12 protein-coding genes are annotated in these 12,090 nt (G+C 38.4%); 9 read left to right on the top strand and 3 right to left on the bottom strand.

The features are described 5' to 3' along the window. The first annotated feature begins 136 nt into the window (after positions 1-136). Positions 137-550: a helix-turn-helix domain-containing protein gene (locus IQ264_RS28125; protein ID WP_193985215.1), complete on the top strand. Its 414-nt coding sequence runs from the start codon at positions 137-139 to the stop codon at positions 548-550. A 384-nt stretch (positions 551-934) separates the two neighbouring features. After that, positions 935-4,618: a plasmid replication protein, CyRepA1 family gene (locus IQ264_RS28120; RefSeq protein WP_193985213.1), complete on the top strand. Its 3,684-nt coding sequence runs from the start codon at positions 935-937 to the stop codon at positions 4,616-4,618. Between the two features lie 635 nt (positions 4,619-5,253). Here IQ264_RS28120 and IQ264_RS28115 read toward each other — a convergent pair. Then, positions 5,254-6,297 carry a hypothetical protein gene (locus IQ264_RS28115; protein ID WP_193985211.1) on the bottom strand — a complete coding sequence of 348 codons (1,044 nt, stop codon included), beginning with the start codon at positions 6,295-6,297 and terminating at the stop codon, positions 5,254-5,256. Positions 6,298-6,326: 29 nt separating this feature from the next. After that, a complete protein-coding gene (locus tag IQ264_RS28110; RefSeq protein WP_193985209.1) occupies positions 6,327-8,036 on the bottom strand; it encodes a DEAD/DEAH box helicase in 1,710 nt (569 codons plus the stop codon). Positions 8,037-8,158: 122 nt separating this feature from the next. On the opposite strand from IQ264_RS28110, the gene IQ264_RS28105 reads away from it, so the two are divergent. Together IQ264_RS28105 and IQ264_RS28100 are read left to right on the top strand one after the other, a co-directional pair. Then, positions 8,159-8,728: a hypothetical protein gene (locus IQ264_RS28105; protein WP_193985207.1), complete on the top strand. Its 570-nt coding sequence runs from the start codon at positions 8,159-8,161 to the stop codon at positions 8,726-8,728. A gap of 30 nt (positions 8,729-8,758) precedes the next feature. Next, positions 8,759-9,271 (top strand): DUF29 family protein, encoded by a 513-nt coding sequence (locus tag IQ264_RS28100; protein WP_193985205.1) that lies wholly within the window; start codon positions 8,759-8,761, stop codon positions 9,269-9,271. 64 nt (positions 9,272-9,335) lie between these two features. Here the strand turns inward: IQ264_RS28100 and IQ264_RS28095 are convergent, their stop codons facing one another. Continuing rightward, a complete protein-coding gene (locus IQ264_RS28095; protein WP_322744822.1) occupies positions 9,336-9,539 on the bottom strand; it encodes a ribbon-helix-helix domain-containing protein in 204 nt (67 codons plus the stop codon). 344 nt (positions 9,540-9,883) lie between these two features. On the opposite strand from IQ264_RS28095, the gene IQ264_RS28090 reads away from it, so the two are divergent. The 5 genes from IQ264_RS28090 (at position 9,884) to IQ264_RS28070 (ending at position 11,975) form a co-directional block, all read left to right on the top strand. After that, positions 9,884-10,135: a MerR family transcriptional regulator gene (locus IQ264_RS28090; RefSeq protein WP_228061883.1), complete on the top strand. Its 252-nt coding sequence runs from the start codon at positions 9,884-9,886 to the stop codon at positions 10,133-10,135. Between the two features lie 11 nt (positions 10,136-10,146). Then, positions 10,147-10,647, top strand: coding sequence for a hypothetical protein (locus IQ264_RS28085; RefSeq protein ID WP_193985176.1), 501 nt, complete (start codon positions 10,147-10,149; stop codon positions 10,645-10,647). A gap of 142 nt (positions 10,648-10,789) precedes the next feature. Further along, positions 10,790-11,038, top strand: coding sequence for a hypothetical protein (locus tag IQ264_RS28080; RefSeq protein ID WP_193985174.1), 249 nt, complete (start codon positions 10,790-10,792; stop codon positions 11,036-11,038). Further along, positions 11,038-11,466 carry a hypothetical protein gene (locus tag IQ264_RS28075; RefSeq protein WP_193985172.1) on the top strand — a complete coding sequence of 143 codons (429 nt, stop codon included), beginning with the start codon at positions 11,038-11,040 and terminating at the stop codon, positions 11,464-11,466. Before IQ264_RS28080 ends, IQ264_RS28075 begins: the two co-directional genes overlap by 1 nt. A 2-nt stretch (positions 11,467-11,468) precedes the next feature. Beyond that, positions 11,469-11,975: a hypothetical protein gene (locus IQ264_RS28070; protein ID WP_193985170.1), complete on the top strand. Its 507-nt coding sequence runs from the start codon at positions 11,469-11,471 to the stop codon at positions 11,973-11,975. Positions 11,976-12,090: the final 115 nt, after the last annotated feature.

Below are 12,090 nucleotides of genomic sequence, written 5' to 3'. Positions count from 1 at the left end.
TTAATAATAGAATTAAGCTCATTATTCGACAAAGCTATGGCTTTAAAAGCTTTGAATCTTTGCGAGAAAAGCTGTTAGCTTGTTTATTTAAATAAGATTTACTTATCCCCACAGGTACGGGAGAGCCAACTATTTTTTGCCAGCATTATTAAAATTTTCACTTCCTCTAGAAATTCAAAAACTTTTGAATCAATCCGAAAGCTTGAAATCCCAGAAAATTAAAAAATCTTCTCAAGCTAAAACTCAAAGTAATTCTGCGCATAGACAAACCCGTACTGTAGAAAGAGTCAAGACAACACCATCAGCAGCACGAACAAAAACGAAAAGTTCCCTAATTAAAGAATTATCTTCTTCAGAAAAACTAACAGGAGCGATCGTAAAGCAGGCACGGATAGCCATTGGTATGAATCAAAGACAGTTAGCTAAGGCGATCGGGATGAGTCAAAGTTGGGTGAGAGATTTAGAAAAAATTGATCCAGACAAGCCGATTCATTCAAAGCACCTTCCTAAACTCAAAGAAGTTTTGGAATTGAATTATCCCTGTCCCTAATAAAGTTATTGGCTATTGGTTATCTCGGTTTGGGTTGGTAGCCCATTTTTTTTTATCTGAATATAACACCCCTTCTCCAAAGATAACAATCGTCCCTAAATCATACAGGGCAAAGGTTGTAGCTTAACAGACTTGCCATTCCACTCATAGCCCCCTCGCGGAGAGATAATGCCCCCTCGTGGAAAGATCGTTTTTTTGGAACTCTTATATGGTAAAGGTTTGAGGCTTGAGTAGTTTCCTGATCATATTGATCGGTGAGTAGTTTTTGAGTAGAAAAAAACCGAGGCGGTACTCTAGGAAAGCTCGATTTCTTTAACTGTGGAAGTCAATAGCTATGTATCTAGATGCACCGATGAAATTGAAATGCCAAAGGGGTGAACGATAGTGAGTAAAGGATTCATCCCCACTAAACGCAGCGCTGCTTGCTCAATTTGCGGTAACTTCAAAGGAGACTGCCGAACCGGAAAAATTACCTTAAATAACACCCTGGTAACTCTACACTTGTGCATGAAGCAGCCTGATAGCGGTGACACCGCAAGTCACAAGTATCTTGGGTTGACTAAAAATGAACTGTGGGGAAAGTACATAGCGTGGGAAGAACTTCCCCAAAATTCGTCTACCTGGACAGAACAGGAAAAACAGCAGTACTTCCAAGAAAAAGAAAGGCAGAAGCAACACAGAGAAGAAATAGAGCGGGACAAGCTAGCTAACTCTCTGTCAATAGAACAGAGAGATCGAGCCATTCGCCGATTGCATAAATACTGGGGGCTATCAACCGCAGATCGACAACGGCTTCGCGATCGCGGTTTAACTAACCAGCAAATTGACGAAGGTTGTTATTTTTCTCTAAGTGCCTTCCCAGAACTACCACCAGGTATTCCCTTCAATTTTCCCGGTGTTAGTGGAGATAAATTCTGGTTAAAACATGGTGACGAAGGAGTAGCCTGTCCCATTTCTGACAACCTTGGGCAGTTCATCGGATTCCAAATACGCCGCAACGCCAACGACGATCGGGAACGCTATAAATGGGCAGGATGGGATGGTGCTTCCAAACTACCCAGCGGCGAATATCCGTTAGCTTACTACTGTCCCGACAATGGTATAGTTCTCAGACCAGCTATTGGACTTGCTGAAGGGGTAAACTTCAAACCCAAGATAGCATCTAATCTACTAGGACAGATATTTGTCGGCGCTTCTGGCGGACAATTCTACAATTCCCCTGAACAACTGCGACAATATGTTGAAGGCAAAAAAGAAGTTGAAGTATACCCAGACGCGGGAGATGTAAGCAACCGTCACGTCATATTGAGATGGCGCAAAATTAAAGACTTACTCACAGAATGGGGCATCTCAATTAAATTCGCTTGGTGGGGGCAGGTTGACAAAAATAAAGACTCCGACATTGATGAAGGTGTAAATCGAGAACAAATTCAGTATTTGACCTGGAAAGAATTTGAAGCCCTCGCTATTCAACACTGTCCGAGTTATAAACCAGAACCAACTTCCGTACAGGAGACAACGCCACATAAAACCCAATCAGAGCAATGTTATTTTCCATCAAAACAACAGAAACTTGAGCTCGATCAAGCATGGTTAAATTGGCAAAATAAAAGGAAACTTTCCCCAACTTTAACTATCAACCAACAATATCTTTCGGTTCCTCTACCTGAATCTAAAACTTTAAGCTTCTTCAAGTCGGGATTGGGAACTGGAAAAACGCATCAAGTTATTAAATATGTTAAAACTTTAAAAGATGAAGGATGGCTAACCATCAGTTATCGCAATTCAATTCTGCTACAATTTTGTGCTAAATGTCCAGAATTTTACCATCTCCAAACCGAAATAAAAAATCAACCAGAAGAGATTCTTCTGCGAGATCCTCAATCAAAAATTGCTTTATGTATTGATAGCCTAATTTATTTTGAACCAGAATATTTTAATGGCAAAAACATTATTATAGATGAATTAGAATCAGTAATACAAGCATTATTCCAAGCTAATACAGCTATTAATTATTATCGCCAAAAAGTTAAAGAACTTCTACTGGAACTCCTCAATCGAGCCGAGCGAATATTTTGTTTGGATGGTCACCTTTCAGATTTAACAATTAATTACCTTAAATGTTTATTAAATGAACCAAGAAAATTGCTAATAGTTGAAAACGAATACCAAGGAAATCGCGGAAAAGTTGAATTTTATGAGGGTTCAGAAGATGCTAGCGGTAAATTACGTTTAACTGACAGTTCTTGTGTAATCTCAGCTATATTAAATAACCCAAATTGTTTAGCTGTTGGCTCAGATTCCCAAAACGCTGTCGAAACTTTGGATAAACTTTTGAAAGATAAAGGTATCAAAGGTTTCCGATTAGACAGTACCACAATTAACCAACGTTGGGCAAAAGAATTCTTAAAAGATCCCAAAGCTTTTATCCTCAAACATAAACCAAAGTATTTTCTATACTCTCCCTCAGCAGAAGCAGGTCTTGATATCAATATTCAAAATTATTTCAGCGATATTTACTATCTTTTCTTTGGCGTAATTTTGACTAACCAACAGTTACAAATTATAGGACGAATCAGAGATGCAAAAGCTTCCCTTCATGTATTTTGTGCTCTTAAGGGATTAGAATCTAAGGAAATTTCTAAATCTTCTAACGCTCAAAGAGTAATACAAGAAATAATCGAATATGTCTTAGATGATGCTACCACTATATTGAGCGAATTAGACACGGGGAAAAAAATATTAGAAATAGCTAAACAACTTATAAGCCTTTCTGAAAACTCACATTTTAAACATGAATGTGAGTTAATCGCTCAAGCTAATTACGAGAGAAACAACTTAAGAGATTGTTTGAGAGAAGCTTTGGTAGTCAGTGGATATGAGGTAAAATCTGTGAAAGGTTTTCAAGCATCAGTACCAGATTATGATGATTGCAAAACCTCAATTATTGATAGAATTTGTTTAGATATTTATAATTCTCAAGATATTTCCTCTTTCCAAGCAGATAAAAAGTCTGCTACTTTTGAATCTAATTGGCAAGACAGATGTGAAATTGCCCGTCGTAGATTGTTGGAAAGATTGCCAGGAATTGAAAATGCTGTAATTAAAACTATCATTTACGAACCTGTTACAATTTCTAATTGTATACAATTAAACCAATCAAATCAGCAAGAACCTAATTTTATTCAAGAATTTTTAGATTCATCTAATACTTCTCAAATCCAAAGAGAAAGTCAAGTAATGTTTACTGAAAATCTATTAAATATTCATTCAGTTGAAAAAGATCCTAATTTAACAGCGAACCAAGAGATAAATAACATAGTTGCCAGAGAAGTTTGCAGTAATATTTTGCGTCCTGAATTCATTCGTTTAGTCAAATATGAAAAGCGAAGACTAATTAGCCAAATAGAAATTTTATGGTTATTAGAACATCCAGAAATTGCCCAACGGTTACAACAAAGTAAATGGTTTAAATTACTTAAAGTTTTTACTGATGAAAACGAACCTGATAGTTCTAAAACAATGAATTTGACTACTCACAGGAGTAAATGGTTAAAAATCAAAACTTTGTTGTCGTTGGGAATTTTACAATTTCTTTCGCCTGGTAAAATTTGGAATAAAAATTCTCCTGAAGTTATTGCATTCTGGGAAGCAGGTAAAAAGCCTTCTGTAGCAAGAGCGATAGGAATAAGAGTTGGAAAATCCAACCCTACAGAATATTTGGGACGAATTTTAGCATCTTTAGGGTTAAAGACTCGCAGTAATCAAATTAATCGAATCTGGACATATCGGTTAGACTCAGCTTGGCTAGAAGACCCAGACCGTTTAGCTATCTATAGCTGCATTGGGGCACGATATAAAGAACTGCTTTGTGGGGAAAAGACGGTATTAAATTGGAATGAAATCTTGAAGCCTCAAATTCATACAGAACAAGGATTACAGCACTGCACACCTTCTCCAAACTTTATTAATCAAACTAGCCAAAGGTGTGCCATATTTGTTGGTGAAGAAGCTATGACAAATCAGCTAAAAAACCAGGTAGATAGTAATATTGAATGGTTAATGTAGCTACTAGCAGATTTAGAGGAGACACTTGCACCTCATCCTCGCTTTGAATCCAATGAGTAGCTCTTTACTCTGTTCTCTAAAGCAGAGAAGTTAGTGGAGGTGGGATAATAGAGCTAATTAGACAATCTCCATTAACTGCAACCAATGGATACCATAGCCCGCATTGCCACCCTTTATCAACAAATCGAACAAACCGAAGTCGAAAAGTTCTGGCAAACAGAGATTTGCCAAAATGAAATGCTATCTGGGAACTAGGAAAAGTCCCAACCAAATACAAGCGTGCTCAAGCTGTGTTGGCGTAGCCTGCCGTAGGCGTATCCCACAGCGCAATCAGATCAAGTTCTAACCATACGAATTGAACAATTAAAAGCTCTGGCATTAAAAAAAGAGAGCCAGACTGCCGCCGCTACAGTAGCCCCAGAACGAGTTAGTGGAGGTAATCTAGAAAAACCGATTGCCCAACCTCTACTAACCAACCAACCTCTAGAGAATAAACAACGAATATTTTCGTTTGGCAAACAAAAAAATATTGTTTCGTCTTTGAATGGGAGTAAATTTTGATATTTCTATTATTTTTAGATACTCTTATCTCTACAATAATGACGAACTACCAGGAGGTGAAAAGCGGGGAGGTATTACAAACTTCCCCAGACAGTAGGGGAAATAATTTTGGCATAGCGATCGTCTAAATAAAAACTATAAACAGGTGTACCCGTTACCTCACAACGTAAAGGTTCAATATTCTTAGAAAAAGGATTCCATACCAAAGTAACAACTCGTTTCGCCTTTTTTCTAGTTAACTCACATTTAATATGCACGGTGGGTAAATGAATAATCATCACACTATGTAAATAAGCATCTACTTGCAGCGCGTAACGTTCCCGCACATCAGCTTTTTTCCTAAATAACTCTCTATTAGTAGCGTCAATTCGCGCTAATTCCTTCTCCTTATCCTCACCTTCTAAACCCTTAGAAAGAATTTTGCGTTGAATCTCCTGACTAATTGATTCATAATAACTATCCAACCTTTCTTCATCACGCTTTAAAGCTCTACTTAACTTGTTATACCAATTATTAAGATCGTTTTTTACCAACTTAGCCGCCGTACTTTCAATTAAACTAGATAACTCATCTGCCGACATTACCAGCCTAATATCATCATTATCAACGGGAACGCGATCGCTAGTCCACAATAAAGCATCACCAATATCCAATTGCGTTACCCCAGTTAACTCATTAATCATAAAATCAACCATGCCAATCCTTTTCTCATCAGCATTAGCCGTATAAGCAACATGACACCAGAGATAACGAGTCATAGATGGACTAGCTTCCAAATAGCGAATTAAACCATTTTGCGGCACTATTTTAGAAATCACCAATTTCTCAAAGCCAGTAGTTTTCAAATAGCCATCATACTTAACTCCCAAAGCAGTAACACTTCCCCGACAAGCTAACAGCGAAGCCAACTTATTCAGCAATTCCGAATGGTAGCTAACAAAATAACTATTCGGAACATCAGCCTTAGTACTAAAAGTAACTTCAGAATCTACAGACAAAGCCTTAGCAATATTTTCTGTAAGCAATACACGCAAAGTTTGGGAATCACTAACTTCTGTCACTCCATCATATAACTCCACCAGTTTTGCTAAAGTTTGTAAAATCGGCTCGGAATTCATCGTAGATTATTAACTCACTAAATTACACATTAAGCCTCAAAATCTTCCCCAAAAATCTGGGTTTCCAACTCACTAGTTTCTCGATAGTTATCTTTGGCTTTAATTAAATCATCAGCCAACTGTTCAAAAGCTGTATTTAGCGTAGATGCTGATTGATTCTTTAACCAAATATCAACTATCACCTCACTAAAATCAAACTCTTCATCCACATTACCCAGAATAGTTTCTATTTCTCCCACCACCAACTCAAACATATTAATTTTATCATGAAGAATGCGTAAAATATATTCCTCAATGCTCCCTTTTTGACAAAAGTTAAAAATAAACACATCTTGAGTTTGTCCAATGCGGTGAATTCGACCAATCCGCTGTTCTATTTTCATCGGATTCCAAGGTAAATCGTAATTAACAATTGCCGAAGCAAACTGAATATTACGTCCCTCACCACCAGTTTCCGATGCCAACAAAACCGGAACATTATCTCTAAAAGCATCAATTGCCGCATCTTTTTCCTTTAAAGACATACTCCCTAAAAATTGGGCAAAAGAAATCCCAGCTTCGCGGAAAGTTTCGGCTAAATAACTACTCGTAGCCCTAAAAGTAGTAAAAACAATAGTTTTAGTCTGAGATTGCTTTAACAATTCCACCAATCGTTTCGCCTTTTCTACTTGTTTAATTTGGGCAGCACGCCGGGTAAAAGTTTTCAGTTCCTCATCCGGCAATCTTTGGGATAGATTCTTCAATGATTCAGCTAAAGCACGACTAGAAGAACCCGCCCTCATTAACAAATTAGTAGTAGATAATCTATCTAGCTTTTCGCCAGAATAACGTAAAAATTGGTTTAAATCTTGATAAAGTTTTTCCTCCCCAGAAGAAGGAGTAACAGTGATAGTAGTAGCAAATCGTTTCGGTAATTTAACATCTACCAAAGAGCGAGTATTACGCACCATAACTTCTCGCATTAACTGACGCAGTTTTTCCGGGTTTTTCGGAACTCGTCCATTTTTGGAATTAACATATTCTTTCTTAAAAGCAGCTTCAGTTTTCAATAATCCCGGCTTAAGTAGGGTGAGAAGATTAAATAATTCTACTAAGGAATTCTGTACTGGGGTCGCGGTAAGCATTAAAATAAATCTTTTATTTAAAGCATTAACAAGTTTCCAATTAAGAGTGGTACGATTCTTTAAGTGATGCGCTTCATCAACAATTACTAAATCCCAATTTCTTTGCGTAACGTGAGAATAATGTTTGGCAGATTTAGCAGTGTGAAGGGAAGCAATGATGCGATGATGTGAAGTCCAAAATTCTTCCGGGGGAACTTGTCGTCCGGTATCATCAGTAGTGACGGTATCAATGTTAAATTTTTCTAGCAATTCCGATTGCCATTGAGAGACGAGAGAAGCCGGAGTGAGAACTAGTAGAGATTGAATCATACCTCTGGCAAGATATTCGCAACAGATGAGTCCCGCTTCAATAGTTTTCCCCAGTCCTACTTCATCAGCCAATAAAGCACGTCCGCCCAATTGTCTGAGCACTTTTCTGGCAGTTTCTATTTGATACCAATGCTTGTCGATTTTGGTCAGTCCAGGTAAACATACCAGTTGGTCATAATCTGCCATTAAAGATAAAGAAAATAGTTCTTTTCTGACCTCATAGTATTCCACTGGGTCAATTAATCCTTGACAAAGGGCGCTGAAAGTTTCGCTTTGATTGAATTTGAAAGTGTAGAGATTGTCCATCTTGGAGAAATAAAGCGTGTGGAATCAGATTTAAATTTTAGAATAATTGCCCTGCTCCTGGGCAAAAGTTAGTGGAGGTGATATGATAGTGTTAATAAAACAACCTCCACTAACTACACCCAATGGATACCTCTGCCCGCATCGCCACCCTTTATCAGCAAATCCAACAAATCGAAGCCGCAGGAGAAGTAGCCGCACCTAATACTTGGGTATCAAGTTTTGTAGTTCCCAAAGCGAATGGAAAGCATTACACCTACTACCGTCTGATGGAAACTGCGCCCAAGTCTAACAGTTCTGGTAAACAGGGAGTGGCGAAGATGAAATGCTATTTGGGAACTGCTAAGAGTCCAAAATATAAGCGTGCTGTAGGAGCGATCGCACGACGCAATCAGATCCAACTTCTCACCAGACGAATTAAACAATTGGAAGCATTGGCAATAAAAGAAGAAAACCAGACCGCCGCCGCCGTGCCAGTCCGAGAACGAGTTAGTGGAGGTAATCTAAAAAAGCCTATCACACAACCTCCACTAACTAACCAGCCAACCCCTAGAGAATGGCAGCAGTTACAACAAGAATTAAACCGCCTTAACGAACATACTCAGCAATTAGTTGAGGCATTAAATCAAGAAAGAGCTCATCGCAAAGCAATTACCCAAGAAATAGCGTCACTAAAAGCTGCTTTGGGTAAATAATAAAAAATAAAGCTTAGGGATAAATTGACCATGACACAAGAACTCCTAGATTTAAGAAGCAGCATTTTAGCAGGAAGATATGATGAAGCTTTGGCAATTGTGGACGAACTAGAAGGGATGAGTAAACAAGCGATTATTCGGAATATCGAATCCTTTCTCTTACGGTTAATGATTCACTTAATTAAAAATCAAATTGAGCAACGTTTAACCAACTCTTGGGCAAATTCAATTAACGATTCAATTCGCCAAATTAAAAAGCTAAATCTCAAAGACAATAAAACTTCCTATTACATCAATGCTGATGAATGGCAACCTTTCTTTGAAGAAAACTTAGAAGCAGGGATTCGTCCAGCCAGTTTAGAAGTTTTGAACGGACAATTAAAACCAAAACAACTTGCCGCTAGATTAGATAAAGAGCAGGTGATTGAATTGGCTCAAAAACTGATTGAATTAACATACACTTATTCAGCTAAAGATTTGCCTGAAATTGTCGATGATTTTTTCACTCAATTGCCAGGCGGTGAAGACTGGTATAGTGATTAAATAATTTATTTCCCCACTAATTTAGAATAACAAACAATAATGCTGAAATCTTGAGTAGGTAATTTTAATATTCTATTTCTTGGTAAAACTCCCCAGAATCTTTAGCTTGTTTCACTTCATTTTCCAGTAAAACAACTATCAAATTACTCATAGATCTACGTCGAATTTTGGCAAGCTTTTCTAGATCTCTCCGTAATTGTTCAGGTAGGTAAAAAGTTACTTTAGGTAATTTAGAGGGCACTGTAGTGTTAATTTTTGGAGCTATCACGAGGTTTACCTCTTCATTGAATCACTTACTAAAGTTTATCGCAAAAGTTAATACTCGGTGTAGAAACCTATGCTATATTGAATCCGTAAACGTCAAAAGCCAGTGGCTAGCTTGCAACTTCCCCACTGGCTTACCTCAAAAATTCCTAGAGGCTATCCAATTATGAATCAATTAGACCCTGGCATCACACCAGCTTTTTAAAGACCATCCATTGACCGTGAAATGTTTCCCGGTCAGTCAGTCGGCTTGACCGTGACATCTAACCGGACATAGGCAGGACAATCCAAAGCCAACAGACGGTCAATTAACGGTCAAAGAACAAATCTCTAGAACCCTCATAAAATATGGTTTACGCAGAAATCACTTATTTCTCGTTTGATAACGTATGCCAGATGCTCTCGGTATCTCCCAGAACACTCAGGAGATACGCTGCAATTCTCCAAAAGAAATTAGGCAAAGAGTTCGACAGAAAGAAGGGTGAACCTGGCTTTACCCCTCAAGCCGTAGCAGCGTTGCAGAAGTTTTGCGAGTTACGCCGCGTCAACAAAATGCCCGTTGAACGTTGCGCTGAATATCTCAGAGTTAATGGATTTTAGGAGTCAAGCCAATGTCTGTATCACAGAACCGTCGCCAGCAAATAGAAGCCCAATTAGCCAAGCATGGCATTACTGCCACTGATAAAGCCGTGAACGCAGTTGTGGAACTGATGAAAGCCGATCAACGTGCCACAGTTGCTAGTGCTTCTCGGAAGTATGCCCAATCACAGCAAGGTCAATCAACTAATCAAACGACAGAACAAACTGCTACTGCTCCCACTGGGGACAAGCTGCAAGACAACTTAGCGGCATTGTCCGATATTTTGGGAGACAGAATTGCAGAGGGCATTCTCTCAAAAGCAGTTGACAAGGCAGTTGACAGAATCCAGAACGGCAACTGGACAGTTAACAGCAAGTCAAAGTCAAAACTCGAAAATCTGAAAGAAGCATTGGATTGCGAGTTCGAGATAGTGTCAGAAAATTTTTTATCGCTGCCTACAAATGGCTTATCAAATGCCTTGTTGCTCTCAAGTTCAGACGAGACATCAAAAGCCGAAATATTAGTCCAATAGGCGTAGTAATAGCGGCGCTAATTCTGTGCAATTTAACAATGGTAATCATCAGATTTACCCCTCAATTAATCCGCACAATTGGGCCGCAAATTACTCAAACAAAATGAATTATTGAATTTTTAACTCCGACAAAGGAGGAATCATGGAAGTGTTAAGCCTTCAATCATTCGGGTTTTTCGCCGCATCAATCATTGGCTTTTTTGCAGGCTGTCTCTGGGTAAACGGGCAACAGAACATCGAAATATCACGACTTAATACTGAACTCAAAGCCCAACAATCAGAAATAGCCAAAGCCAACCAAATAATCGAAAACCACAAGCAATTTATCAGAAGAAAAGATACTTTGGCGCGTAGGTTTTGTGACCAATACTTTAAAAAGGATGGTAAATAATGCCGCAATCAATGACAGCATTTGAATTTGAATATCAAACTGAAGTAGTCTCGCAACGTATCAGAGGTTTGAAGTATGAGCAAACCTTGTGTGATGAACAAATAGAAACCAACAAGCTAACCGCCAAAAAGATTGATGTAGAAGCAAGCAAAGAACTAATTAGACGTTCACAACTGCAACTAAATAAAGCCAAACTAGACAACGACATTCTGGAACAAAAAGTTATTCAAACGACCGATAACTTAAGTTTCGAGAAAGCGATGACTCTGATTAATCGTGAGAGTCTAATGGTACAGGGTAAAGATGCAGTTTTGAAATTGCAGCAAGCCAAAATCGACTTTGAGAATAATAACAAGCTATTTCAGCTTAAGTATCGGAACGTTCCCGAAATTGAATTTAGTGTTTTAGGTTTGTCTGGAGGTAGATAGAAATGTGTGGAACTTGTAAATGTGAAATCAAAATTTCCCCTGAGATTTGCGCCGCACAACAGCAACAAGCTGTTAATAATGCTCTCTCAAGATTGGAGAGAATGAAGCAAGAGAATGTCAGGCTAAAAACCAAGACAGCCATTGAAAAAGAACGCACCAATCAGGAACAAGTTAGGCTGAACTACGAACAATCAAAAACTCAATCTGACAGTGAAAAATTCAACTTACAGCAACAGATTAATACCCAGAAAGTCCAGCAAACTAGTCAGCAGTTAAACTTTGAAAGGGAAAAGACACAATCGTTAATTGAGAGGTTGAATGCACTTGCAGGTGTGGAAAATCAGAAAGCATTACAAGCTGCTTCTGACTTTGAATTTGAAAAGCTGCGTAGCGAGTACCAAAGTCAGAAGTACTTAGCGGCGGCGCAAGAGTGGAAAGTCGATTTGTCAGTAATGCAGAAACAACTAGACCAAAAGAAACAAATATTAGCCTTAAAATATGGACATTAATCGCTCAGTAATTGAGTCAGTTCTAGCGTGTTTTGTGGTGGCTTTAGGCTGTCAGTTAACACGCTTTTTTTATGTGACTCATCAGCTAAGTTACTTAGCCTTTTTGTTTATCCGC

Source organism: [Phormidium] sp. LEGE 05292 (genome assembly GCF_015207735.1).
In the GTDB taxonomy this organism is placed as follows: domain Bacteria; phylum Cyanobacteriota; class Cyanobacteriia; order Cyanobacteriales; family Aerosakkonemataceae; genus Floridanema.
This window is presented reverse-complemented; position numbering and strand designations above follow the sequence as displayed.

Excerpts from the sequence above, each read along its gene's own strand:
- IQ264_RS28115 (WP_193985211.1), bottom strand. The coding sequence starts at position 6,297 with ATGAATTCCGAGCCGATTTTACAAACTTTAGCAAAACTGGTGGAGTTA.
- IQ264_RS28110 (WP_193985209.1), bottom strand. The coding sequence starts at position 8,036 with ATGGACAATCTCTACACTTTCAAATTCAATCAAAGCGAAACTTTCAGC.
- IQ264_RS28105 (WP_193985207.1), top strand. The coding sequence starts at position 8,159 with ATGGATACCTCTGCCCGCATCGCCACCCTTTATCAGCAAATCCAACAA.
- IQ264_RS28100 (WP_193985205.1), top strand. The coding sequence starts at position 8,759 with ATGACACAAGAACTCCTAGATTTAAGAAGCAGCATTTTAGCAGGAAGA.
- IQ264_RS28090 (WP_228061883.1), top strand. The coding sequence starts at position 9,884 with ATGGTTTACGCAGAAATCACTTATTTCTCGTTTGATAACGTATGCCAG.
- IQ264_RS28085 (WP_193985176.1), top strand. The coding sequence starts at position 10,147 with ATGTCTGTATCACAGAACCGTCGCCAGCAAATAGAAGCCCAATTAGCC.
- IQ264_RS28080 (WP_193985174.1), top strand. The coding sequence starts at position 10,790 with ATGGAAGTGTTAAGCCTTCAATCATTCGGGTTTTTCGCCGCATCAATC.
- IQ264_RS28075 (WP_193985172.1), top strand. The coding sequence starts at position 11,038 with ATGCCGCAATCAATGACAGCATTTGAATTTGAATATCAAACTGAAGTA.
- IQ264_RS28070 (WP_193985170.1), top strand. The coding sequence starts at position 11,469 with ATGTGTGGAACTTGTAAATGTGAAATCAAAATTTCCCCTGAGATTTGC.